The following is a 25,533-nucleotide window of genomic DNA, read 5'->3' on the forward strand; positions in this document are numbered from 1 at the left end:
GATCGACGACGTCGACGGTCAGATCACCGCGCGCCTGCTGGGTCGTACCCACCGTGCCCGCAGGACCCAGACGGCGGATCAGCGGGCGGTCAATCAGACCCTGGCGGGCAGCCGGGAACTCAACCGCTCCCTGACGGACCTGGCGCGCGGCTATGAGGACCGTAAGGCGCAGATGCACCTGACACCGCAGGCCGGGCGGCGCGTGGTGGACACGGCTCTGCGGCTCGCCAACCAGCCCGGCCTGGAGCCGGTCGGGCCGCTGGAGGAGGTCGGCGGCCTGGAGGAGTTCGACGCCGTGCCCGAGGGTCTTGCGGCCTTCCGGGTGCCGGCGCTGGACCGCTCCTGGGATGAGGCCGTGGCGGGTCTGGCGCCGCTGCTGCACCCGGACCGGCCCCGCCCGGTCAGCTTCGATGAGCGCTCCGCCTCCCTGCCCGGCATCGTGCACGTGCACCTCGGGCACCCGCTGATGCGCAAGGCGACCCGCACGCTGCGTGCGCGCCTGTTCAGCCCCCGGTCGGAGATCAACCGGGTCACGGCGGTGGTGATGCCAGGGTTGGAGGAGACCTATGCGGCGTCGGTGTCACGCCTGGTGCTGGTTGGGCGCGGCGGGCTGCGGTTGCACGAGCAGGTGTTCGTCACCGGCGTGCGGCTGCGCGGCTCCACGGTTGCGGAGGAGAAGCTGAACGCGGTCCTGGACCGGATGCTCGACCCGGGTGAGCTCAGGGCCGCCTCACCGGCGGTGCGCGAGCGGCTGGTTCAGGCATGGCGGGCGGACGGCGCGCACCTGCGCACCCGCATCGAGGAGGAGACGAGCAGACGCGCCCAGCGGCTGCAGCACGCCGTCGACGACCAGCTGCGGGAGCGGCAGCGGGCGGACACCGCGCGGGTGCACGGCATCTATGCGGCCTTTCGCACCAATCTGACCGAGTCGCTGGAGCGGATACATGCCGAGGAGCAGAGCAACCAGGACATGCTCGCCGCCTGGCTGGATGACCAGCGCCGCCAGCGCGAGCGCGACATGCACGCCATGGCGGAGCGTCTGGCCGCCCTCGATGACGAGGAGCGGCGGGAGGCCGACGCCGTGGCACGTCGCTACGAGGACGTGCAGCCCTTCATCGCCTCCATGGGGCTGGTGTTCGCCGTGTCCGAGCAGGATGCCGACCAGTGGGAGGGACGCCGATGAGCCGCAACACCACCAGGGGAGGCCGCACCTCCCGCCGCAGCGCGGGCGCCCCCGCCGGGGGCGCCCGCGCGGGCCGTGGGGGTGGCTCCCGGAGGGGAGCTCGCTCCGCCGCGCAGATGCACCGCGACTGGCTGGAACTGGTGGACACCGAGGGCCCGTTCCTGTCCGTGCCGGTGATGACGCGCCTGTACCCGCAGGGCGTCCCGCCGCTCGAGGACGACCGCAAGGAGGTGCTGCGCCGCGCCAAGCCGGCCTTCGACGCCGCCTGGGACGCGTGGGATCGGGCGCGGGACCGTCAGGCGGCCCTGCCGGAGTACCGTGCCGCCCGTGACGCGTGGGTGCGCACCGTGCTCACCGAGGTGATCGGCTGGAGCGGCTACTACACGGCCGCCGCCGACCGGCCCGCCCTGGTCGAGGCCCACCGGGTGCGCAGCGACGGCGGCGCCGTGACCGTGGCCCCGAGTGGTGCGCTGCTGCGTGAGGCCGGAGACGCGGCCGGCACGGGTAGGGGAGCCATGACTGCGGGAGACGCGGCAGGCACCACCGGCACGGCCGTGGGCGCACTGGTGCTGGTGGTTGACCCGGTGGCTTCGCTGCGCGAGGTGTGCGACGACGGCTGGGCCACCAGTCCGGTCGACCGCATGGACGCCATGCTGCGCGCCCCGGAGTCGACCTGCTCGATCGGCGTGGTCACCGACGGCCGCTGGTGGGCCCTGGTCAGCGCCCCGCGCGGCGCCACCACTGCCTCCGGCGTGGTGGACGCCCAGACCTGGATCGAGGAGCCCGCCACCCGCGACGCCTTCCTGACCCTGCTGGGGGTGCAGCGCCTGCTGGGCGGCAGGACGGAGGAGCGCCTGCCCCGCCTGTTCGCCGATTCGGTGCTGGCCGCCGAGGAGATCACCGAGGCCCTGGGCACGCAGGTGCGCCGCGCGGTGGAGCTGGTGGTCTCCGCCGTCTCCCGGTCGGCCGCCGACGCCGTGCGCCAGGGCCGCCCCGACCCGCTGCCGGCGGACGCCCACGAGGTGTATGAAGGCGTGGTCACCGTGATGATGCGGGTGGTGTTCCTGCTGTTCGCCGAGGAACGCGGCCTGCTGCCCACACAGGACCTCTACCGCAGCGGCTACGGCCTGTCCCGGGTGCTCGACGAGCTCGACGAGCGGGCCCGCGAGGAGGGGGAGGAGTCGCTGGACGGCACCTACTTCGTGTGGCACCGCCTGCTGGCGACCTCCGGCGCCCTGTTCGGCGGCGCCACCTGGGAGGACGTGCGCATGCCCGCCTACGGCGGCTCCCTGTTCGACCCGGATCGCTTCGGCTTCCTGACCGCCACGGGCCCCGACGGCGCCCTGATGGTGCGCGTGTCCGACCGGGTGATGCTGGAGGTTCTGCGCTCGGTGCAGGTCGCCCACACCGGCGGTGAGGCGCAGCGGGTCTCCTTCCGGGACATCGACGTGGAGCAGATCGGCTACATCTACGAGGGCCTGCTCGGCTACTCCTGCCGCCGCAGCGATCAGGTGGTGCTGGGGCTACTCGGCAGGAACGGTGAGGAGCCGGAGGTGCCGCTGACGGTCCTGGAGGACCTGGCCGAGACCCACGGCGACGACGCCGATCTCGCGGCCGCCATCCTCGCCTGGATCAAGGCCGACCAGCCGTCCGCCCAGCCCCGCACCAAGCCCGCGCTCGCCAAGGCGCTCGCGGCGGGGGACGCCATGGAGGACGCCGAGCGGGCCCTGCTCGCGGTGACGCGCGACGCCGGGCTGCGCGGGCGGCTGCGGCCGTGGGTCGGGGCGATCCGCCGCGATCTGCGCGGTCGGCCGGTGGTGATCCTGCCCGGCGAGCTGCTGGTGGTGGAGACGCCCTCGCGGCGCGACGCCGGCGCCCACTACACGCCGCGTTCCCTGGCGGAGGACGTGGTGGCCCATGCGCTCGCCCCACTGGTCTACAACCCTGGCCCGCACCAGAGCGAGGACCGCTCCCAGTGGCGGCTTATCGCCTCCGACGCGATCCTGCGCCTGCGCGTGGCGGATATCGCCTGCGGATCGGGGGCCTTCCTGGTGGCGGCGGCCCGCTACCTGGCCCGCAGGCTGGTGGAGGCCTGGGAGCAGGAGGGCACGACGTCGCCGGACAAGTCGCCGGAACAGATCGAGCGGCACGCGCTGCGCCAGGTGGTGGCGCACTGCCTGTACGGAGTGGACATCAACCTGATGGCGGTGGAGATGTGCAAGCTCTCCATGTGGCTGGTGTCCCTGGACCGGAACCTGCCCTTCAGCTTCGTGGACGACAAGGTGTTCGTCGGCAATTCTCTGCTCGGCATCACCGACCTGGAGCAGCTGCGCGCCCTGCACATCGACCCGGCCGCGGCGCGGAAGGACCGGCTCTTCGACCTGGACGCCGCCGGTCGGATGCTGCCGGAGCTGGATGTGGACGCGATCCTGGCGGAGGTCACCGGCCGCCGCCACCAGCTCGCCTCGGAGGTGAATGACACCGATCCCGCCCGCTCCACCACCACCAAGCTGCGCCAGCAGAGCGCCAATGAGAAGCAGCTGGCCACACTCACCTGCCTGGCCGACGCCGTCATCGCCTCCGGTCTGGACCCGGACGTGGCCGGCAAGCCCGGTCGACGCCGTGACGACGCCTACCAGCGCTTGGCCGCCGCGGCGAGCGCCGCCTTCCCGCCCGGTGGCGACGGCGACCCGGCGGGCCTGGAGGCGATCCCGGAGCGGGGCCTGACCCCGACGGTGGCCACGGACTACGACCGCTGGCGGTGCCTGCACTGGCCGCTGGCCTTCCCCGAGGTCTTCTCGGAGACCCCGGCACGCGGCGGCTTCGACGCCATTGTGGGCAATCCGCCCTTCCTGGGCGGAAAGAAACTCACTGGATCAATGGGCGAGAACCTGCGTGAGTGGTTCGTGCACGTGCTCGCCGATGGGAACCGAGGAAGTGCCGATCTTGTCGCCTACTTTTTCCTGCGCGCCCACGCCCTGCTCAACCCGCACGGCACGCTGGGGCTCGTGGCCACCAATACGGTGGCGCAGGGCGCCACCCGCGAGGTCGGGCTCGACCAGATGGTCGCCTCCGGCTTCACCATTACCCGGGCGGTGCAGTCGCGCTCCTGGCCATCCAACAGCGCCAACCTGGAGTACGCCGCCGTTTGGGGCACCCGCGCCAAGGTCGATCCTCAGGTGCGTGCCGTTGCCAGCGGGGAGCGGGACGTGCCGGTGCCGCGGCTCAGCACCTTGCTCGAACCCGCCGGCCGCGTCGAGGGCAAGGCAGAGCGCCTTGCCGAGAACGCGGGCATTGCCTTCATTGGCTGCTATGTGCTCGGCAAGGGTTTCACCCTTGAGCCGGAGGAGGTGCAGGAGTGGATCGCGGAGGACCCGCGCAATGCCGAGGTGCTCTTCCCGTACCTCAATGGCGAAGACCTCAACTCCCGTCCCGACTGCTCTGCCTCCCGCTGGGTGATCGACTTCAACGCGAGGAGCGAGGCAGAGGCGCGCACGTATGCTCGCCCATACGAACGACTACACAGCGTGGTAAGACCGGAACGTCAGCGCGTGCGGCCGGACGGTACTTACGTGCTTCGTAAGCCGCTTCCCAATAGATGGTGGCAATATGCAGACAAGCGACCCGCCATGCGGGAGGCAATTTCCGGGATCGACGAGGTGCTTGTCATTGCTCAAACGAGCAATGCGATAATGCCGGTTAGAATTCCAAATAATTGCGTCTTGTCGCATATGCTCGTGGTTTTCGCGGAGTGTTCGTACAGTGCGCAGGCGACGCTGTCATCATCGCTGCACCAATACTGGGCAGTTCAGAATGGCTCCACGTTGGGCATTGGAATCCGTTATATCCCAACCACTGTTTTCTTGACCTTCCCTCGCCCCGAGGCCACGCCCGAACTCGATGCCATTGGTCGCACGCTGGATGCCGAGCGGCGGGAGATCATGCTGCGGCGGCAGCTGGGCCTGACCAAGTTGTACAACCTGGTTAACGATCCCGAGCTGGCAGCCGGGCAGGACCCGGACGTGGACCGCATGCGCGCCATCCACGTGGAACTCGACGCGGCCGTCGCGGCCGCCTACGGCTGGGACGACCTCGACCTCACCCACGGCTTCCACACCTACCGCCAGATGACTCGCTGGACCATCCCGCCGGCCACCCGCGTCGAAGTCCTCGACCGACTCCTGGAGGAGAACCACCGCCGCGCCGCCGCCGAGGCCGCTGCCAAACCAGCCCAGCCCGGCAAACGCCCCCGGTCCGCTAACGCCGCCGGGTCCATTGCCCCCACCGCCCGCACCCGCCGCGGCCGCAAGCCCACCGCCGGACAGGAGGAGATGTTCTAATGCCCGAGCCAACAAACTCACCCCGGCAGGAGTACCGCGCACCCCACGGCGTCGCCACCAGGGCCGTAAACACCGAGGCCACCGACACCGTCGAAGCAGCCTCTCCCGGCGCCTCGCCTCACGCAGCTTCTCCCGGCTCTAACGGCCCCCGGCGCCCAGACGGCCCGGTCTACGAGCCGGTGGAGCCCTACGGCTCCGGCTCCTGGGCGGCCCGCGAGAACCTCACCGACATCCTGCGCCGCCAACTACTCGGCCCCATCGGCGGCGATGACGAACTATTGCCCGTCGCGCCGGACGGCCGCTACCTCATCGGCCGCATCGCCCCCACCCGCCTGGACGACACTGGCGAGCAGGCCACCGAGCCGCCCACCAGCGAGGCCGCCGACCTCACCTCAGACACAGGTCCCGACGCCGACCCGGATGCCGGGGCCTCCACCACTTACCTGGGGGACGACCTCGACGCCCGCGCCTCCACCGGCGTACCGGTATCCAGCGTCGACGAGTCCAGCCCGGACGGGGACGAGGACACCGGCGGCGACCGCGACGACGAGCCCGTGCGCCGCGGCCTCATGATCCCCGCCTCCATGGGCCTGCGCTTCCAGGTCCCCGCCGACCTGGAAGCCGTCACGGTACACGCCTCCTGGGGCGTCTACCACCCCGAAAAGACCGGCCGTACCCTCCCCTCCGGCGGCGAGGAGCGCCACTTCCGCCGCACCGACATCTCCATTCCCGTGCGCGTCCCCCTCCGCCAGGGCGACGGCGCCAACACCGACTACCCGCTGCAGGATCAGGTGACCCTGCGCGTCGACACCCACCTGGACACCACCACGCATCGGCGCCTGGTGGAGATCGCCCTGTGCAACGACCGCGAGACCCTACGTCGCATCCCCGTCGACGCCTGGCTCTTCCAGACCCGCCTCGACGTCACCCCCGCCGGCGCCGCCGAGGGGAAGGCAGTCTTCCTGCCCGTCCACGACGCCAACGAGGACCCCCACCTGCCCGACGACCCCGAGGAGGCCCGCCTCGAACTGCAGTACCGGGACCGGCTCGAATTCGCCGTCGGCCGCACCTGCTCCGCCGACTGGACCGTCGCCCCCGGCGCGCGCCGCGCCACCCACGTGTGCACCGAGTGGATCCCCACCGCCGAGACCCCACAGACCCGGGCCGCCGACGTGCCCGGGGCCATGCTGGACATGCAGGCCCTCGCCGTCGCCACCCCCGCCGAACTGGAGGCCGGCCTGCGGCCCATCGTCACCGCCTACACGGGCTGGCTCGACGAACAGCAAGCACGCATCCCCGCCCTACCAACCCATCTGCGTGAGACCGCCGCCGAGGTGGTCGCCGAGGCCCGGCAGGTGCGCGACCAGCTCGCCGACGGCGTCGACTTCCTCCTGGCCGACCCCGAGGCCCGCCGCTGCTTCGCCTTCATGAACCGGGTCATGGCCGACCAGCGCGTGCACTCCCAGATCGCCGCCGCGCGCCAGAAGGACCCCAGCCTCACCCCCGCCCAGGCCGAGCAGCAGGTGCGCGGAGGCGACCACCCGCACCACTGGCGCGTCTTCCAGCTCGCCTTCGTGCTCATGCAGATCCGCGCCCTGACGGACCCCACCACCCCGCGCCGCTCGGGGGCGGACCGGGCGAAGGTGGAGCTGCTGTTCTTCCCCACCGGCGGCGGCAAGACCGAGGCCTACCTGGGGCTGGCCGCCTACGCCTTCGCCATCCGCCGCCGCCAAGGGCGCGTCACCGGCCCCGACGGCGCGCTCGACGGCTCCGCCGGCGTCACCGTGCTCATGCGCTACACCCTGCGGCTGCTCACCTCCCAGCAGTTCCAGCGCGCCACCACCCTCGTGTGCGCCGCCGAACTTGCTCGCCGCGACGACCCCGCCACCTGGGGTGCGGAGCCCTTCCGCATCGGGCTGTGGGTCGGCACCGCGGTCTCTCCCAAGCGGGTGGAGGAGGCCGCCAAGGAACTCACCCGGCTGCGCAGCCAGCACGCCGGCGCCGGCTACCGCTTCTCCGCCCTGCAGCTGGGCCACTGCCCCTGGTGCGGGCGGCCACTCGGCCACAAGGATGTCGAAGTCGACGAGGCGCGCGGCCGCGTCCTCGTGCGCTGCCCCGACGAGTTCGGCGAGTGCCCCTTCTCCCCGGGCGGCCAGGTGGACGAGGGCATCCCGGTGCTCACCACCGACGAGGAGATCTACCGGCTGGTGCCCGCCTTCGTGATCGCCACCGTGGACAAGTTCGCCCGGTTGGCTCGCGAGGGACAGGCCGCCTCCCTGTTCGGGCGCGTCGCCCGCTACTGCGACCGCCACGGCTACGTGCCCGCACTCGACGACGCCGGCAACAGCGACTACCCCGGCTGCGCGGTCAAGGAGTCCCACCCCACCAAGGGCAGCCTGCCCGCCGCCCGGGTGCGCCCGGCCACCCGGCTGCGCCCGCCGGACCTGGTCATCCAGGACGAGCTGCACCTGATCACCGGGGCGCTGGGCACCACCGTGGGGCTCTTCGAGGTCGCCGTCGACGCCCTGACCACCTGGCGCATGTACGACCCCGACGGCGCACCGCACGAGGTCAGGCCCCTCATCGTCGCCTCCTCGGCCACCGTGCGCCGCGCCGCCGACCAGGTGCGCGCACTCTACGGGCGCGGCACCACCGTCTTCCCGCCGCAGGTCCTCGACGCCGCCGACACCTTCTTCTCCAAGGAGACCCCGCCCAGCCCAGAGAACCCAGGACGCCGCTACGTGGGGCTGTCGGCCACCGGCGTGCGCCTGACCAACGCCGAGATCCAGATCGCCCAGGTCCTCATGGCCGGCGGCCAGCTGCTGCTCGATGAGGGCGGGGAGGAGGCCGACCCCTACATGACGCTCGTCGGCTACTTCTCCGCCACCCGTGAACTGGCCGGCATGGCCCGCTACATGCAGGACGACATCCAGACCGCCCTGGCCAAGGGCATTCGTGGCTCCGGGCTGCCGCGGCGCACGGGAACGGCATACGGGGCACTCAACCTAGGTGAGCTCACCAGTCGCATCGCCTCCACTGAGATCACCAGCACCCTGGATGAGATGGCCGTGGGCTTCGACCCCGCCGTCGACTCCACCCGGGCGCGCGCCCAGTACCGGGAGGCCAGGGCCGCCGTCGCTGCTGGCAAAACCGCGCCGACCCCGCGCCCGCACAACCCCTTCGACGCCGTGCTGGCCACCTCCATGCTGCAGGTGGGCGTGGACGTCACCCGGCTGGGCCTGATGCTGATCGTCGGCCAGCCCAAGAACACCGCCGAGTACATTCAGGCCTCCTCCCGCGTCGGCCGCGACGCCGGGCGGCCCGGCCTGGTGGTCACCGTCGGCAACTGGGCCCGCCCTCGCGACCTGGCCCACTACGAGCAGTTCCGCCACTTCCACGAGACCTTCTACCGGCGCGTGGAGCCCCTGTCCGTCACCCCCTTCTCCGTCACCTCTCTGGAGCGGGGGCTCGACGGCGTGCTCGTTGCCAGCGCCCGTGTGCTGCAGGCCGCCGTGACCGAAGGCAGCTTGAACCCCGAGCGGGGTGCCGGGAACGCGCCCCGGCAGCGGGAGGTACTGGAGCAGGTGGCCCACGCCGTCGTCGCCCGCATTGAGAACTCAGCGGCCGGGGACGCGGCCACCCGCTACGCCCGCCACCGGCTCCAGGGGCGTATCGACGCCTGGGTGAGGCGGGCCGAACAGACGTTGGGCGACGGCAGGTCCCTCAACTACGAGCGGGTGAATGACCCCGCCAAGCAGGCGGCACTCATCATGGGGCCCGAAGCGGGCGCGGCCCGCACCGTGGGCGGGGGCGGGCCGGTGCTCGTCGTCGCCAACTCCATGCGTGAGGTGCAGCCCGAGATCAACCTGCTCGTCTCGCCCGACCCGCAGCGTCTTGCCTGGAAGCCGCCTGAGGGCGCCCCCGCCTGGCAGGCGCAGGAGCCCGGCGCTGACGCAGACCGCGATGACAGTGACGAGTCGAGCCCGAGCGCAGGGGAGGAAGCATGAGCACCAGTGAACTGATCGCCGTCGGCGGCGGCACCAGCCCCCTCGACGACGCCGAAGCGCTCGCCGAGAAACTGAGGCGGAAGAACTTCGCCAAGGTCGGCTCCGCCCGGCCCTCCAGCCTGCTGTACACCTACGGGCCGGGCGCCATCATCGACCTGCCCCACTTCACCATCATGCCCAGCGGCCTGGACGACTGGGAGCGCATCTGGGCCCGCAGACAGGGGACGGTGCCGGAAATTCATGCGCCCCGGCTACTGGAGAGCGTGCAACTGCAACTCGGCCCGCAGGTGACCGAGCTGCGGCCCTTCCCCCACCAGCCGACCGAGAACGCCTTCTCCCGGGAGGGCAGCGACCTGGGCGTGCCCGCGCGCATCTTCCCGCAGTGGCTGCGCTGCACCGGCTGCGACCTGCTGGCCCCGCTCACGACCTTCGTCGTCGACCCCCGCGGCTACGCAAACACACACCCCTACCGGCCCGACGAGGCGGTTGTGCAGCATGTCGGCTGCCCGGGGAGGGTGGTGAAGACCGGCCGCGGGACTCGGGGCAAGGCGGGCGGGACCCGCAGGAACCGCACCAGCCCATGCGTGCCCGCCCGCTACCTGCTGGCCTGCCCCGACGGCCACCTGGACGAGTTCCCCTACGACTGGTGGGTGCACCAGGGCGGCAGATGCCCCAAGGCCGCGGTGCCGGTGCTGGAGATGACCGACACCGGCGCCGCCCGCGGCGCCAGCGCCACCGTGAAGTGCCGCTCATGCGGGGCGCGGCGTCCCATGAACCAGGCTCAGGGCGAGGTGGGTCGCACCCACCTGCCCAAGTGCCGTGGCCGCCTGCCGCACCTGGACGCCTTCGTCAAGGGCGGCTGCGAGCAGGAGACGCGGCTGATGCTGGTGGGCGCCTCGAACCTCTGGTTCCCCGTCACCCAGTCGATCGTCGACATGCCCCGCCTCGACCCGGCTGCCCAGCTGAAGGATGACGCGAACCAGCTCCGGGCTGCGTTGGGGGAGGACCTTGCCGCTGTCAGCGGCAACCTGACAGTGCTGCGCATTGCGCTCAAGCAGAATCCCTCAACCGGGCGGCTGGTGGAGCTTGACGACGCGGCGCTCGGCGACGTGGTCGCCGCCGCGCTGGGGCCGCCGGAGTCCGAGGCGGAGCGGGAGGAGCGCCGTCGCCGGTGGAGCCCCACCGAACTGCTGGTGCCGGAATGGCGCTACCTGGAGCAGGACCCGCCCGAGGAGCGGCACGCCGATGAGCACAGTGGCCTGACCGTTTCCCCGCGGGCCGTGCCTGCAGGCGCGGGCGGCCCGGTTCCTGGTGTGGGGCGGGTGCTCGCCGTCGACCGGCTCCGCAAGGTCAACGCACTGCTGGGCTTCACTCGCATTGACGACTTCGACCGCATCGACGACTCCGGCTCCCGGCTGGTGCCGCTGTGCCGCGGCGGGCGCCCGGCCTGGGTACCCGCCACCGAGGACCGCGGCGAGGGCGTGTTCCTGCAACTGGATGAGGCGCGGGTTTCCTCCTGGGAGCAGCGGGTGGAGGCCAGTGAGCTGTGGGAGCGGTACGTGGCCGCGCACAAGCGCAACTTCGAGCGCCGCTACTCCGAGACCGCCAAGGAGATGGACCACCTGGAGCGTATGCACCCGGCCCGCTACTGGCTGGTGCACACGCTCGCGCACGCGCTCATGCGGCAGATGGCCATGCGTTCTGGCTACGGGGCCGCCAGCCTCAGCGAGCGCCTGTACGCCTGGAAGGCCGAGGGTGAGAGACCCGCCGCCGCAGGCATGCTCATCACCACCACGGCATCCGACTCTGACGGCACGCTCGGCGGTCTGGTGGCGTTGAGTGCCCCAGCGCGTCTGGGTGAGATTCTCGACGCCGCCCTGCGCGGGCTCATGCGCTGCTCCTCCGATCCGGTGTGCGCCAGGCGCGTGCCGGAGGACCCCGAGGACTTCCTGCACGGTGCCGCCTGCCACTGCTGCGTCATGGCCTCGGAGACCTCCTGCGAACGAGCCAACCGCTTCCTCGACCGCCGCTTGGTGGTGCCGCTGCCCGGGGCTTGGCGTGAGCTGGCCTTCTTCAAGGACCCGCGGTGAGCGGTGCCGGTGCCGACGGGAGCGGCGGGGACCCTGGGCAGGAGGGTGAGGCGACCCGGCGCGACGCCGTCGTCGACCTCGGGGCGGCACTCAGTGGGGTGGAGGCCCGCGCCGTCGCTGCCAGTGTGGAGGCGGGGGAGACCCTGACACAGGCGCTTGGGGCCGTGGAGGCCTCGCATCGGCGTCGAGTGCGGGAGCTGATGGGGAGGGCCGGGCTGGGCACGTTGGAGCGGGAGCGGACCGTGGCAGTGCTGCGCGCCATCGAGGGTGCACTGGCACGCCCTACCTCTGTCGCCCCGGTGTGGACGGTTCCCGGCGGGGCCGGAGCCCTTGGGGTGACCGGGCACCTGACCGGGCTCATCCACGAGCTGGTGACGCGGGCGTACAGCTCGGTTACCTGCTCCACCTACAACATTGCGCGTTCCTCGGCGTTGTGGGAGGCACTGAAGGAGGTGGCAACGCGGCCCGAGGTGAGTGTGCGGCTATACCTGGACACCGACGTCGCCGACGCCGAGCCCAAGCCCTGGGCGCCCACCACCGCGCAGGTCGCTCGTGAACTCAGGGGTGCCATTGTGATGCGTACGCGGGCCGGTGAGGACGGGAAGCGGCCGCGCAATCACGCCAAGTTCGTGGTGGTGGATCACCAGATCGTGGTGGTCACGAGCGCGAATGTGTCCCGCAGTGCGGAGGAACAGAACGTCGAACTCGGGCTGCGCCTGGACGAGCCGCTGCTCGCCCGCGCCATCGAGGACCAGATGCGCGCCCTGGAGCCGCAGGTGTATGAACGGGTGGGCGGTTAAGGCATCGTGATCGCGACTCAGACGCAATTAGCGTCTGAGGGTCTGGCTACTATTTGCCCATGGCGCAGGTGGCGTACGGCGATGAGAGCGTCCGCAGAAGAGGCGTGCGGGAGCCAACATATCTCTTGGGTGCTTATATTCGTGATGATTCCGCCCCCGACCTTGCCTCTGAATTGATGGCTCTCGTGCGGGGAAGGAAACTGCACTGGCGAGACTCCATTCCTCGAGTTCAGGAGGAGGCGTGCCGCATAATCAGTTCCCACGGAGGAGGTCACTTGATTGTCGCGGCGCGTCCCCTCGCTGAGGGTGTACGTGAAGAGTCGGCGCGTCAACAAGCGCTTATGACGCTGATGACCATATTGTCGGTCGACTACGGCGTCGACGAACTGGTCCTGGAGCGTCGGCAGCAGAAGCAAGATGATAAAGACCGGGCGGTTTTCGCTGTTGCCCGGAAGAGTGGGATGGTTAGCGCTGACTTCAAACTTCGTCACGAGTATGGGGCCCAACAACCCATGCTGTGGGTGCCGGATCAGGTTCTGGGAGCTTACGGCGATGCCTGCATGGGCAAAACTACGGCTTGGACGCTGCTTGAACCACACGTGCGAATCGAGACGATTCATCCCAAGAGATAGCGCGAACGCCGGGCCCTATGACCTCACAGGTGCACCGGCGTTTACTTCCTGTCCGCACCTTGATGCGGCGGCAGCCCCAGTTTGCCACCCCCTCCCTGAAGGGTCAACCCTGCGACGAGACTCATCTCAGGTGCCCGCGAAAGTGCATCGGTGCCTCATCTAGGTGCTGCCTGCGAGAGTCGCGGATTGTGGTCGCCGCGAGCGCGAATGTGTCGCGCAGCGCGTAGGAACGGAACGTCAAACTCGGGCTGCGCCTGGACGAGCCGCTGTTCGCCCGCGCCCGCGAGGACCAGATGCGCGCCCTGGAGTCGCAGGTGTATGAACGGGTGGGCGGCGCTGAGTGGGACGGCGTACGGGAGCCGCTGTGGTAACGGGGCATCATGTTCCGGCGAGAGAACTGAAGGAGCGAGGTGGCCGGGCCATCCCCTCACCCTGTTGGTCCTGTGAGCAGATGGTTGCCGGCCGGCCGCGAGGGTGGCAGAAGGGCTAGGTGGCGGGGTACGACCTGACTCCTGACGGTGGGTGGCAGTAGATGGGCTTTTTCGTTGGTGTGGCGTGGTTGGGTTGGTGGTTGTGGGGCACTAATCCGGTTGGCGGTAGGGTGCGGGGGTGTGAGCCGGTATGTTCGTAAGGTGCGTACCGCTTCTGGTGCTACGGCGGTGCAGATCGTGGCTAAGGAGCGCGGGGTGCGACGGATTGTGGAGCACCTGGGCTCAGCGCACAGGTGAGGCGGAGCTGGCGGCCCTGATTCAGGCCGGCAGGGAGAAGATCCGGGGCGGCCAGGGTGTGCTGGACCTGGCCGGCCTGACACCTCAAGCTGCCCGCCAGGCCGCGCCGGCGGTGGTGGAAGCTAAGCGTTCGGCTCTGCTGTGGGACGTGCTGGCCGGCGCGTATGAGGCCCCTGGGGCTGGGTGAGGCCACTGGCGGGGATGAGGCTTTCAGGCAGATGGTGCTGGCCCGACTCGTGGAGCCCACCAGTAAGGAGCAGGTCCCCGCCGTGCTGGGCGAGCTCGGAATTGACGCCGTAACCCCACGCTCCCTGTTCCGGTCCCTGGCACGCTGCATTACCGGCGACTACCGCTCCCATATCCAGGCGGCCTGCCTGCGGCACGTCACCGGCCGCGGCGACCTCAGTCTGTGTTTGTATGACGTGACGACCCTGTACTTCGAGGTGGAGAAGGAGGACGACCTACGGCGGGTGGGGTATTCCAAGGAGCGCAGGGTCGACCCGCAGGTGATCGTGGGGCTGCTGGTGGACCGGACGGGCTTCCCGTTACGTGTTGGCTGCTGGGAGGGCAGCAAGGCCGAGACCAGCACGCTGATCCCCATGGTCGAGGGGTTCGGGGAGGCGTCGGGGATTGAGCACCTGGTCGTGGTCGCCGATGCCGGCATGCTCTCCGCGGCCAACCTTGAAGCACTCGATCAGGCCGGCTTGGGGTTCATCGTGGGCTCGCGCATGACCAAGGCGCCGGCGGACCTGGCCGCCCACTTCGCCTGGCACGGGGATGCCTTGGCCGATGGGCAGGTGATCGACACGATCACCCCACGCCGCGGCGCGCGCTGGACCGAGAGGAACGAGAAGCTGCGTGATGAGCCCGTCTGGAGCCCAGCGGAGTTTCCGGGCTCGTGGCGGGCTGTATGGGCGTATTCCGCCAGGCGGTTCGCCCGGCACCAGCAAGACCCTTATCGCCCAGGAGAACCGGGCCAGGGCGGTCGTTGCTGGGGACCGGCGCCCCAAGGCCACCAGATTCGTCACCGTCAGTAAGGGTGACCAGGTGCTCGACGAGAAGGCTCTGGCCCGAGCACGCCGCTTGGCGGGGCTCAAGGGCTACGTGAGCAACATCCCCGCCACCGTGATGCCCGCCAGCCAGGTGATCGCCTCGTACCACGAGTTGTGGCACGTGGAGCAGTCCCTTGCGCATGAGCAAGCATGACCTGCGGGCCAGGCCCGTCTTCCACCGCACCCACGACGCCATCCAGGCCCACCTGACCGTGGTGATGGCATCCCTGGCGGTAGCCCGCCACCTACAAGCCGCCACCGGCATCAGCATCAAACGGCTCGTACGCGAGCTGGGGCCGCTCCAGGAAGTCACCATCACCATCAACGGCCACCACGTCATCGCCCAACCCCAGCTCACCGAGACCGCGCAGCAAATCCTCAACAGCCTGAACACCGCAGGGCACTAAACCGTCAGGAGTCAGGGCCGGCCGCGAGGGTGGCAGAAGGGCTAGGTGGCGGGGTACGAGAGTCGAATGCGCGCTCTGGGCACCCTCTGGTGGTTAAGTCGACGGCCTCGTCTCAGCCTCAACCCGTATACCTGTAGTTCGTGTCGGCCGCCCGTGGCATTGTGACCATGGGTGGGAACCGCCGGCCCCGCCCACGACCCTGACCGGCCGGCGAGAACCGAGGCGATCATGAGCGAGCACGAAGACGCACGTAGCGGCGAGACGCTGCCGCAGGGCGCGGCGACCCCGGATGACGGGAGCGATAAGAAGGAAACCGACCATGAGGGTTATTCATGGGGTGTATGTGAATATGAGTGCGAGTGTGGCGGTGATGGTTTGTGGGAAGGTTTGTATGGGGCGGCGGTAGCCGGTGTGCAGGGTGCGCCAGGTCTTGAGGTTGGCGATGGCTCTTTCTACTACGTAGCGGATGCGGTTGATGGAGGTGTTGTAGGCCCTGTCGGCCTCTGGCAGGGGCCCTCCGGGCTGCTTTTTGACCGGGGTGATCATGCCCAGCCCGATATAGCCCTTGTCTCCGATATGGAGGGCGGCAGTGGCGCCGTCGGGCAGGTGGTGGGGCGGGACGTCCAGTAGGCCGCTGGCGCGCAGTGCGGCGGCGTCATGCGTGGCGCCGGGCAGCGGGTCGCCCACCCAGGCGATCGCCCCGGAGGGGGTGCAGGCCACCTGCACGTTCAGCCCGGTGGTGCGGTACTTGCCCGAGAACAAGCCCGGCACGCCCTTCCAGTCCCAGGTTTTCAGCACGGTGCCGTCAATGATCAGGGTTTGAGTGGGGTCGATGTCCTCCACTGTGGGCACGCCCCGTCCCAGGGCATCGGCAATGAGAGCGGTGTAGGAGCTGATGATGCGGGAGGCGGTGGGCTGGGAGATGTCGAAGAACTCGGCCAGCAGCTCCTGGCTGGTGTTGTGCCGCAGGGCCATCACGGTCAGCTTGATGCGCTGGTACAGGCCCAGGACCCGGGAGCCGGCCACCGGCAGGTCCCCCTGGTTGTGCAAGATGGCGCACAGGTCCTGAAGCTGGTGGCGGTCGAGCTTCGTGCTAGCATTCATTACTGACGGTCCGTTCTTCGAGGCTATTCACGGTCAAATGAATCCTCGCAGGAACGGACCGCCCCAACCCTCACCCGCTATACGCGTGTCGCGAACCCCCCACACCCCCTATGAATAACCCTCCAGGAACCTGAGCTACGGAAGAACGAGCCAACGAATCGTGCCAAGAATGACGCGAAGACCGAACAAGCCGACCGCATGCGGCGCTTCCTGGGACGGTTCAAGGACGCATTTGCAGCGGATCAAGATGATTCCGTGGTCGCCCCTCCCGACCTTGGGTCGGACCGAAGTCTTAAGAAGGGCGAGAACGGTCGGGTCGGCTCGAGGGAGAGAAGAGACAAGCGTTACGAGCGAGGCCTACTCTGGGAGCATGGCGGCAACCTCCCTATGCTCGCCGCGCCTGGCCTGCTGGCCATCTGTATATGGGTGCTGTGTGTGCTGATCGAGAATCGTCTCGAGTATTCCCCGGAGGTGTTTCTCGCGAAAATAACGGACATACGGGAAGTCGGCAGGCAGTGTCTTGCTGCCACTGCAAGTCCCGGAGTGGAAGGACTCAATCAGTGCCCGTACGGCCTGGACATGTCGGTGTCGACAGGGATGACCCTGGTTTCAGGAATATTTACCGTCGAGTGCGGTGGTGTTGCGGTACTCGGATTTAGGGCCCGTGCGCGAATTGGACAGGGTGGAGACTCTGATGAGACAGTTGCTCGTCGTCTCTTTGGGTCGCCCGGAGGGGCGTTGCTGTTCTGGTCGGCGATGTACTGTCTGTGGGTTCCAATTCTTGGTGTTCTCCTGCTGTGGACGCCAGGCCGCACGGCGGTTCTGAGCAAACCTATACTGGTGCTGTCAGAGTCGGTTGCGCCCCTATGGATTGTTGTGGCGGCATCGGTTGTTGTTCCGATTTGGCTGTATGGCTGTGTTGTTGAGTATGTGCTCGAAGACGTTGAGCGCCGACGTAGTGCAATACGGTGGGAGTATGAGCGGGCTTATCGCTTGATTCGACGCAAGGTTGCGTCGGAGGTGGAAGCGAGTGATGTGGTGCAGGCGCACGGCAAGGCGGCGCGCGTTGGTCGATGGATTGCTTTTGGGTTGATGCTGCTTATTGGTCCGCTACTGGCGGGAGCGTTCGTGTCGTACTCGCCAATGCGGTTTCTTGGGCTGTTTTCTGTGCTGGCTTTGCTTGACGCCTTTTGTGTATATTTTGTTGCCTACGCCTGGAGCTGGGGTCGAGCTCAGGGTATTGTTCTTGTGATCGTTTCTGGATTTGCGGGATGTTTCTGTGCAGTAGTGACGGTCATGTGTTTTATGGTGTATGGGGTCGCGGCGTCTAGCCTGGCGAGTATTCCTGCTGGACTGGTTTTATTCGTGCTGCTTGTGCTCGCCTGGTCGGTGGTGATCATGCGTGGCGTTGATGCGGCCAAGCATCCAGTCACTGTGATTCGCGCGCGTCGAGTGATGCGCCGCAGCGACGAGCTGGTGTGGCTGCGCGCGCAGGAGAGAAGACTTGTATCCATGGGTATGGGTGAGAGTGCTGTGAAAGCGCGGCTCAGAGGGCTCCGCCGTGCCGCGTCGCGCAAGCGCCCGTCAAAGCGCTTGCGCGCTGAACGCCTTGAGAGGCTCCGGCGAAATGACAAGCGGTGCTGACGACCCGTCGGAAGCACTGCTACTGAGCGGATCATCTCATTGGCCCGCCGATGGGTCACGTCGCGGAGGAAGGAATGCGGACATGACCTCGACGCGGGGGCGCACGCCGCGGCCACGCTGTTTCTCGACCAGCCCCATCTTGACCAGGCCGTTGATGTCGCGCGTCACGGTCTTCGAAGTCTTGCTCCGATACGCCTCGGCGAGGCCCCGGTTAAGGATTGTTACGTCGTCGACTGGGGTCCAAAGGCCGGCGGGCAGGGCCAGTACGAGGTCTCTCATCCTGGTTCGCGCCTGAGTGTGCTGACCGTGGAACCGCTCGTGGACGTAGGACTGCCACATGATGGATAACTGGCTCTTCGCGTTTGAGGGTGTGGTGGTGGGTAGTGGCGGGTGCGCGTGTCGCAGGGGCGGGTGTGGGTCGAGGTCCCCGATGATTGGGGTTCGCTTAACACAACCGATCACAGAGACCTCGACATGGCTGACACTACCTTCACTGCTGCTGATCTTGCTAGTTTCCTGGGCCTGGACGCCCTGGGGCTTACCGCCACCGGCCAGCGGATCACCCCTTGCGAGGCGCTGGTGGAGTGCCGCCTACGGGTGGCTGAGGAGGATGCGTTGTGTAGACGGTGTGGGGCCCAGGGCGTGGCGGTGGGGACCGTGTCCAGGCGCCTGGCGCACGTGCCGTTGGGCTGGCGTCCCACACACCTGCTGGTCCGGTCGCGGCGGTGGCGCTGCCAGGGATGCGATCGCGTGTGGCGCCAAGACTGTTCTAGGGCCGCGGCCAAGCGGGCTTTGCTGACCCAGGCGGCCAAGGAGTGGGCGATCCGGGCCGTGGGGGTGGAGTTCATGTCCGTGGCGCGCGTAGCAGCGTCGCTGGGGGTGTCCTGGCACACCGCCAATGAGGCCGTCCTTGAGCGGGCCAAGGACCGCTTGATCAATGATCCCGGCCGTCTGGCCGGTGTGGAGGTCCACGGGGTGGACGACTCCCCCGCGCGCTGGCGCTCTCAAGCGGGAGGTGCCCCCATTGCCTGGCGGCATGCCCGCAAGGGCGACCGGTACGTCACCGTCATCATTGACCTGACCCCGGTGCGCGACCGGACGGGCCCGTCCCGTCTGCCGGGGCATGGCCCCGGGCCGGTCCAAGCAGGTTTTCAAGCAGTGGCTCCAGGATCAGCCCGAGGCCTGGCGCAGCCGGATCGAGGTGGTCGCTATGGACGGTTTCACCGGTTCCCAGGACAGCCGCCACCGAGGCCCTACCCGGCGCGACGGAGGTCATGGACCCCTTCCACGTAGTCGCGCTGGCCGGGGACAAGCTGGATGAGTGCCGTCGCCGCACCCAGCGCGAGACCACCGGGCGGCGGGGCCGTAAGGACGACCCCTTGTACAAGGCCAGGCGCCTGCTGCGCACCGGGGCGGGGCTGGTGAGCGACAAGGGCTGGGAGCGTCTCGAGCAACTGTTCGCCGACCCCCACAACACACCGGAACATACCACCTGGGCGGTGTATCAGAAGATTATGTCCGCCTACCGCGCCAAGACCCCCTTCCGAAGGCAAGACCCGGATGGACAAGGTGATGCAGACCCTCACCACCGGCGTGCCTGACGCCCTCGAAGAGCTGAAGTCTTTGGGTAAGACCCTCAACCAGCGGCGCGACGACATCCTGGCCTACTACCGGTCACCGCGGCACATCCAACGGACCCACCCAAGCAGTCAACGCCCCGCCTGGAGCACCTACGCGGCATCGCCCTGGGCTTCAGGAATCTGACCAACAACCACCATACGCAGCCTCATCCACGCCGGCGGCTTCCGCAACCAGCTACTACACCCCTAAACGCGAAGAGCCGGATAACTGCATCTCCTGCACTTGCACGATCTGCTCGCGTAGACCATCCACAAGGCCCTGGGCGGCATATTGGACAAAGTCCTCTGCCGGGTAACCGGGGCGTACGTTGGTCTGCTCCAAGATGGAGTAGTACATGTCGCGGGTTTTGTTGTAGTGATCGGATAAGAGATGGGCGGCGGGTACTGGAACTCCAGCACGTATGAGTAGTTCAAACTCCAGCAGACGGGACATGCGTCCGTTCCCGTCGCCGAAGGGGTGAATCCAAGTCAAATGCAGGTGGGCCAGCGTGGCGAGTATGAAGGCCGTGGGCGTCCGCAGGGCGGGGTCGTCGCCCAACTGGGACAGCGCGTTGTTCAGACATTCGCATAGACGATCGACTAGATACTCGCAGTCTTCCGGTGGCGCGCCGCGGTAGCGTCCGACCAGCACATCGTGCGTACGGAACACACCGGGAACAACGTCCTCCTTCTCCGGCTGACCTACCATCAGGCGAGCGTGTTGAGCCTTTAATCGCGTGGCTGACAGCGGCGGGGCGTTGTCGGGCAGGCAGTCGTGAATGATGTCGTTGAACAAAGACACTAGTGTCCTGGGTTGTTGATTCCTGGACGGTTGGCTTTGGTGAGGATCTGTTCGGCGGTTTTGGTCCAGGTGAATGGGCAGGGGCTCGGCAAAGTCGTTGGGTGGTTAGGGGGTTGTTAGGAGTTTGATGGCTTTGGTGGGTTTGCGTGTCATGGCCCGGTTGGCTGAGGCGATGCTGGTGGTGGCCGGGTCGTCGTAGATGGAGGGTTATTCATAGGGGGTGTGGGGGGGGTTCGCGACACGCGTATAGCGGGTGAGGGTTGGGGCGGTCCGTTCCTGCGAGGATTCATTTGACCGTGAATAGCCTCGAAGAACGGACCGTCAGTAATGAATGCTAGCACGAAGCTCGACCGCCACCAGCTTCAGGACCTGTGCGCCATCTTGCACAACCAGGGGGACCTGCCGGTGGCCGGCTCCCGGGTCCTGGGCCTGTACCAGCGCATCAAGCTGACCGTGATGGCCCTGCGGCACAACACCAGCCAGGAGCTGCTGGCCGAGTTCTTCGACATCTCCCAGCCCACCGCCTCCCGCATCATCAGCTCCTACACCGCTCTCATTGCCGATGCCCTGGGACACAACGTGCCCACAGTGGAGGACATCGACCCCACTCAAACCCTGATCATTGACGGCACCGTGCTGAAAACCTGGGACTGGAAGGGCGTGCCGGGCTTGTTCTCGGGCAAGTACCGCACCACCGGGCTGAACGTGCAGGTGGCCTGCACCCCCTCCGGGGCGATCGCCTGGGTGGGCGACCCGCTGCCCGGCGCCACGCATGACGCCGCCGCACTGCGCGCCAGCGGCCTACTGGACGTCCCGCCCCACCACCTGCCCCAGGGGCTCGGCAAAGTTGGTGTGTGGTTAGGGGGTTGTTAGGAGTTTGATGGCTTTGGTGGGTCTTCGTGTCATGGCCCGGTTGGCTGAGGCGATGCTGGTGGTGGCCGGGTCGTCGTAGATGGTGCGGATCAGGCTTATGGCCAGGTTCCGCAGGGTGGCCATCACCTGCGGCCCGGAGCCGGTGCGCAGTTGGTGGCGGTCCTCGTCATAGGTCACGTCCCGTACCCAGTGGAGTCGGTTTTCTATCGCCCAGTGGCCTTGTATCCAGGCGGCGACTTGCTCGGGCGGGGCCTGCTCGGGCGGTATGGAGCAGACCAGGTAGACGACCTCGGTGGTGCGCTTGGACTTCTTGCTGCCGTCGGGCTGGTGCTTGGTGGTGGTGCGGGTGCGGCGTACCTGTAGTACTTGGGCCGCCCCGGGAAACTCAATCCAGTCCGGCGTTGCCACGGCTTTGATGGTGCGGCGCACCCGTCTACCGTGGGAGGTGTCAACCCCCGACACGGCGGGGACGTCCTTCCAGGGCAGGGCCTTGAGCTTGGCTTTGAGGCCGGGCTGGTTGTTCTTGACCGTCAGCAGGTAGTCGGCGCCCCGGTCGCGTATCCACTGCGCTGTGTCGGTCTGGGTGTGCAGTGCGTCAGCAGTCACGACCGCGCCGGTAAGGTCATGGGGCGCCAGCAGCTGTTTCAGGGCGGGTATCTCACTGGTCTTGTCGGCCACGCGCTGCTGGGCCACCACCGCCCCGGTGCCCTGGTCCAGCGCCGCCAGCAGGTGCGGCACCCCACCGCCACCATCATCACCGTCTCCGCTGTTGTTGTTCTTGGGTTTGGCGCCGCGCATGGTCTTGCCGTCCACCGCGATAATCCTGCGTCCGTCGATGGTGCCGGTGCGGGTGAGCACCCACGAGGCGATCCGAGCGTCAAGGTCGTCGGCGTCCAGGCCGGCCAGGGCGCGGCGGATCGTCGACTCCGACGGGATGCCCCGGTCTTGTGGTAGTCCCAGCTGCTGTAGTTGGCCGCCGGTCAGGTCCTGGGCGTGCTCCCAGATCGCCAGCAGGGTGCGGCAGCCGGCCAGCACCCCCACCGCCGCCAAAGCCAGCACCACATCGAGTCGGTGACGGCACCCGCGCCGATCACGCGGGTCCGGGACAGTGGCGAACACCCCTGTCAGGGGCTGGCGCGACAAGGCAGGAGTGGTGGATGATGACACAGCGGCGCGACCTTCCGTGATGATGTTGATTTAGCACCACATATCCTCACCGGCGGGTCGCGCCGCACCCCCACCAACACGCCGAAAAACCCTAACAACCCCCAACCCAGACACCGACTTTGCCGACCCCCTGCCACCTGCCCGACGGCGCCACTGCCGCCCTCCATATCGGAGACAAGGGCTATATCGGGCTGGGCATGATCACCCCGGTCAAAAAGCAGCCCGGAGGGCCCCTGCCAGAGGCCGACAGGGCCTACAACACCTCCATCAACCGCATCCGCTACGTAGTAGAAAGAGCCATCGCCAACCTCAAGACCTGGCGCACCCTGCACACCGGCTACCGCCGCCCCATACAAACCTTCCCACAAACCATCACCGCCACACTCGCACTCATATTCACATACACCCCATGAATAACCCTCATGGTGCGGATCAGGCTTATGGCCAGGTTCCGCAGGGTGGCCATCACCTGCGGCCCGGAGCCGGTGCGCAGCTGGTGGCGGTCCTCGTCATAGGTCACGTCCCGTACCCAGTGAACACGGTTTTCTATCGCCCAGTGGCCTTGTATCCAGGCGGCGACTTGCTCGGGCGGGGCCTGCTCGGGCGGTATGGAGCAGATGAGGTAGACGACCTTGGTGCTGCGCTTGCTGTTCTTACCGCGGGTGTGGGTGGTGCGGGTGTGACGCACCTGAAGCACCTGTGAGGCGCCGGGGAAGTCGACCCACGCCGGGGTTGCCACGGCTTTGATGGTGCGGCGCACCCGCCGCCCATGAGAGCAGTCAACCCCCGACACGGCGGGGACGTCCTTCCAGGGCAGCGCCTTGAGCTTGGCTTTGAGGCTGGGCTGGTTGTTCTTGACCGTCAGTAGGTAGTCGGCGCCGTGGGAGGTGATCGACTCGGCGGTGCTGGTCTGGGTGTGCAGGGCGTCGGCGGTGATGACCGCGCCGGTAAGGTCGTGGGGTGCCAGCAGCTGTTTCAGGGCGGGTATCTCGCTGGTCTTGTCTTCTACGCGCTGCTGGGCGAGCACCGCCCCGGTGCCCTGGTCAAGGGCCGCCAGCAGGTGCGGCACCCCACCGCCGCCATCACCGCCACCATCACCGCCGCCATCATCACCGTCTCCGCTGTTGTTGTTCTTGGGTTTGGCGCCGCGCATGGTCTTGCCCGTCCACCGCGATAATCCTGCGTCCGTCGATGGTGCCGGTGCGGGTGAGCACCCACGAGGCGATCCGAGCGTCAAGGTCGTCGGCGTCCAGGCCGGCCAGGGCGCGGCGGATAGTGGACTCCGAGGGGATGTCCCGGTCTTGTGGTAGTCCCAGTTGCCGTAGTTGGCCGCCGGTCAGGTCGCGGGCGTGCCCCAGATCGCCAGCAGGGTGCGGCAGCCGGCCAGCACTCCCACCGCCGCCAAAGCCAGCACAGTGTCCAGGCGGTGACGCACCCCGCGCCGATCACGCGGGTCCGGGACACCCTTGAACACTCCGATCAGGGGCTGGCGCGACAAGGGGGCGGTGGGGGATGATGACACAGCGGCGCGACCTTCCGTGATGATGTTGATTTAGCACCACATATCCTCACCGGCGGGTCGCGCCGCACCCCCACCAACACGCCGAAAACCCCTAACAACCCCCAACCCAGACACCGACTTTGCCGACCCCCTGGGTGAATGGGTGGGCGCGTTTGTTCCAGCCGGTGATGTAGGCGCGGAGCTTGTTGTTCAGGTCCTGCACGGACTTGAAGACGCCGCGGCGTATGGCCTGGCGCTCGATCAGGGAGAACCAGACCTCCACGAGGTTCATCCAGGAGGCGTGGGTGGGGGTGAAGTGGACATGTATGTGGGGGCGGCCCTCCAGCCAGGCGCGCACGTCCTTGTGCTTGTGGGTGGCGTAGTTGTCCATGACCAGGTGCAGCTGGACGCGTTCTCCGGTGTCCGGGTCGACGGCGTCCTTGTAGGCCCTGTCCACCTGCCGCAGGAAGGCAAGGAACTCCTCGTGGCGGTGGCGGGGCCTGGTGACGGCGTTGACCTTGCCGGTGGCGATCTCCAGCGCCGCGAACAGGGTGGTGGTGCCGTGCCGGACGTAGTCGCTGCTGCGGCGCTCGATCAGCCCGGGCTGCATGGGCAGGACCGCCATGGTGCGGTCCAGTGCCTGGATCTGGGACTTCTCGCCCCGCGCAAAGCACGATCGCGTTATCTGGCACGTCGGGGTTGGTGCCCAGGTACAGGCCGCAGATGTCGGTGACCTTGCCGACCAGCTCGGGGTCGGTGGAAAACCGGAACGACTGCTCCCGCCACGGCTTGATCCCGTAAGCCCTGGCGGGCCCTGGCCACTGTCGCCGCCGACACGCCCAGCCGGGCAGCCAGCAGCCGGGTGGACCAGTGCGCCACCCCCAACGACTTCGGCGGCGGGGTCAGCGTAGCGGACACGATCGCGGCGTGATCGACCTTGCGGGGCCGGCCCGGACGATCAGCGTCCTCCAGGCCGTCCATGCCCAGGCGCTGGTAGCGGCCGCGCCACGCGATCACGGTGGTACGCCAGGCGCCCACCCTGCGTGCGATCTCAGTATTGGACAGCCCATCGGCGGCAAGAAGCACGATCCGCGCCCGCCGCACCAGTCCCGCCCGCGCACTGCGCGAACGCACCAATGCCTCCAACTCGCCACGATCACCCTCACGCAACAACACACCAGGAGCAGGACGATTAACCATGCCCCATGATCCCACCCAACCAACCGTACAAGAACTAACGACACGCGACACTAGGTTCTCGATCTCCTGGCGCTGATACGCACGCGACGGTGGAATGCTGGCTCGCCCTTCGACGATGTCGCGTACTTCGGCTTCGGTCAGGGTGTTGCCTTCGATGCTGGTTGTGCCGTATGCGCCACGCTCCAGGCTGATCCGGTTGAGCCCCTCTGCGAACGAGGGGGGCATGGCCGATCCGGCCAGGTGCTCACATTTCGAGGCAGCCTCGCCTAGCAGAACCCAGGTCCTGGGAGTCACTCTGTCCGTCCTGAAGCTGAAGGTGATCCATGGATGAGTGTTGATATAACGCCGATTGGGTGTGGTTGACACGATTATGGCCACCTGTTC

At 68.0% G+C, this 25,533-nt stretch carries 17 protein-coding genes and 2 pseudogenes; 11 read left to right on the plus strand and 8 right to left on the minus strand.

Annotated features, from left to right (window positions below; genetic code table 11):
• The first annotated feature begins 172 nt into the window (after window positions 1-172).
• The 7 genes and pseudogenes from CWT10_RS17020 (at window position 173) to CWT10_RS17845 (ending at window position 15,239) form a co-directional block, all read left to right on the plus strand.
• Window positions 173-1,183, plus strand: a complete 1,011-nt coding sequence (locus CWT10_RS17020) for a hypothetical protein (protein ID WP_199176284.1) — start codon at window positions 173-175, stop codon at window positions 1,181-1,183.
• On the plus strand, window positions 1,180-5,523 hold the full coding sequence (locus tag CWT10_RS01425; protein WP_218937325.1) for a DNA methyltransferase: 4,344 nt from the start codon (window positions 1,180-1,182) through the stop codon (window positions 5,521-5,523). Before CWT10_RS17020 ends, CWT10_RS01425 begins: the two co-directional genes overlap by 4 nt.
• On the plus strand, window positions 5,523-9,530 hold the full coding sequence (drmA, locus tag CWT10_RS01430; RefSeq protein ID WP_103061603.1) for a DISARM system helicase DrmA: 4,008 nt from the start codon (window positions 5,523-5,525) through the stop codon (window positions 9,528-9,530). Before CWT10_RS01425 ends, drmA begins: the two co-directional genes overlap by 1 nt.
• Complete coding sequence (gene drmB, locus CWT10_RS01435) at window positions 9,527-11,620, plus strand: DUF1998 domain-containing protein (protein WP_103061602.1); 2,094 nt, start codon at window positions 9,527-9,529, stop codon at window positions 11,618-11,620. The genes drmA and drmB overlap by 4 nt, the downstream gene beginning before the upstream one ends.
• A complete protein-coding gene (gene drmC, locus CWT10_RS01440; protein ID WP_103061601.1) occupies window positions 11,617-12,420 on the plus strand; it encodes a DISARM system phospholipase D-like protein DrmC in 804 nt (267 codons plus the stop codon). The genes drmB and drmC overlap by 4 nt, the downstream gene beginning before the upstream one ends.
• A gap of 59 nt (window positions 12,421-12,479) precedes the next feature.
• Entirely contained in the window at window positions 12,480-13,052 is a 573-nt protein-coding gene (locus CWT10_RS01445; protein ID WP_128683216.1) for a hypothetical protein, read from the plus strand.
• A 611-nt stretch (window positions 13,053-13,663) separates the two neighbouring features.
• Window positions 13,664-15,239, plus strand: a pseudogene (locus CWT10_RS17845) (IS1634 family transposase).
• 330 nt (window positions 15,240-15,569) lie between these two features.
• On the opposite strand, the gene CWT10_RS01455 reads toward CWT10_RS17845, so the two are convergent.
• On the minus strand, window positions 15,570-16,343 hold the full coding sequence (locus tag CWT10_RS01455; RefSeq protein WP_128683217.1) for a transposase family protein: 774 nt from the start codon (window positions 16,341-16,343) through the stop codon (window positions 15,570-15,572).
• A 198-nt stretch (window positions 16,344-16,541) separates the two neighbouring features.
• On the opposite strand from CWT10_RS01455, the gene CWT10_RS01460 reads away from it, so the two are divergent.
• Window positions 16,542-17,987 carry a hypothetical protein gene (locus tag CWT10_RS01460; RefSeq protein WP_128683218.1) on the plus strand — a complete coding sequence of 482 codons (1,446 nt, stop codon included), beginning with the start codon at window positions 16,542-16,544 and terminating at the stop codon, window positions 17,985-17,987.
• A 36-nt stretch (window positions 17,988-18,023) separates the two neighbouring features.
• Here CWT10_RS01460 and CWT10_RS01465 read toward each other — a convergent pair whose 3' ends face one another.
• Window positions 18,024-18,266, minus strand: coding sequence for a hypothetical protein (locus CWT10_RS01465; RefSeq protein ID WP_128683219.1), 243 nt, complete (start codon window positions 18,264-18,266; stop codon window positions 18,024-18,026).
• 195 nt (window positions 18,267-18,461) lie between these two features.
• On the opposite strand from CWT10_RS01465, the pseudogene CWT10_RS01470 reads away from it, so the two are divergent.
• Window positions 18,462-19,817 (plus strand): annotated as a pseudogene (locus tag CWT10_RS01470) (ISL3 family transposase).
• On the opposite strand, the gene CWT10_RS01475 reads toward CWT10_RS01470, so the two are convergent.
• Window positions 19,806-20,408, minus strand: a complete 603-nt coding sequence (locus CWT10_RS01475) for a Fic family protein (RefSeq protein WP_103062428.1) — start codon at window positions 20,406-20,408, stop codon at window positions 19,806-19,808. The pseudogene CWT10_RS01470 and the gene CWT10_RS01475 sit on opposite strands and share 12 nt — an antisense overlap.
• Window positions 20,409-20,735: 327 nt before the next feature.
• Here CWT10_RS01475 and CWT10_RS01480 point away from each other — a divergent pair, with 327 nt between their 5' ends.
• Complete coding sequence (locus CWT10_RS01480; protein ID WP_128683220.1) at window positions 20,736-21,281, plus strand: transposase family protein; 546 nt, start codon at window positions 20,736-20,738, stop codon at window positions 21,279-21,281.
• Here the strand turns inward: CWT10_RS01480 and CWT10_RS01485 are convergent.
• Window positions 21,267-22,448 (minus strand): ISAs1 family transposase, encoded by a 1,182-nt coding sequence (locus CWT10_RS01485; RefSeq protein WP_128683221.1) that lies wholly within the window; start codon window positions 22,446-22,448, stop codon window positions 21,267-21,269. The two genes, CWT10_RS01480 and CWT10_RS01485, sit on opposite strands and share 15 nt — an antisense overlap.
• A gap of 119 nt (window positions 22,449-22,567) precedes the next feature.
• Between CWT10_RS01485 and CWT10_RS01490 the strand changes: the two genes are divergently transcribed.
• The gene (locus CWT10_RS01490; protein WP_244936766.1) at window positions 22,568-22,861 is read left to right on the plus strand and encodes a transposase family protein; all 294 of its coding nucleotides are present in this window, start codon (window positions 22,568-22,570) and stop codon (window positions 22,859-22,861) included.
• Here CWT10_RS01490 and CWT10_RS01495 read toward each other — a convergent pair.
• The 4 genes from CWT10_RS01495 to CWT10_RS17030 form a co-directional block, all read right to left on the minus strand.
• Window positions 22,786-23,601: an ISAs1 family transposase gene (locus tag CWT10_RS01495; protein WP_244936767.1), complete on the minus strand. Its 816-nt coding sequence runs from the start codon at window positions 23,599-23,601 to the stop codon at window positions 22,786-22,788. The two genes, CWT10_RS01490 and CWT10_RS01495, sit on opposite strands and share 76 nt — an antisense overlap.
• A 183-nt stretch (window positions 23,602-23,784) precedes the next feature.
• The gene (locus tag CWT10_RS01500) at window positions 23,785-23,970 is read right to left on the minus strand and encodes a transposase family protein (protein WP_158247675.1); all 186 of its coding nucleotides are present in this window, start codon (window positions 23,968-23,970) and stop codon (window positions 23,785-23,787) included.
• Window positions 23,971-24,061: 91 nt separating this feature from the next.
• Window positions 24,062-24,634, minus strand: coding sequence for an IS630 family transposase (locus CWT10_RS17025; protein ID WP_342353554.1), 573 nt, complete (start codon window positions 24,632-24,634; stop codon window positions 24,062-24,064).
• Window positions 24,631-25,374 carry a helix-turn-helix domain-containing protein gene (locus CWT10_RS17030; RefSeq protein ID WP_199176377.1) on the minus strand — a complete coding sequence of 248 codons (744 nt, stop codon included), beginning with the start codon at window positions 25,372-25,374 and terminating at the stop codon, window positions 24,631-24,633. The genes CWT10_RS17025 and CWT10_RS17030 overlap by 4 nt, the downstream gene beginning before the upstream one ends.
• Between the last annotated feature and the right edge of the window lie 159 nt (window positions 25,375-25,533).

The organism is Actinomyces qiguomingii (assembly GCF_004102025.1).
GTDB classification, from domain to species: Bacteria; Actinomycetota; Actinomycetes; order Actinomycetales; family Actinomycetaceae; genus Actinomyces; species Actinomyces qiguomingii.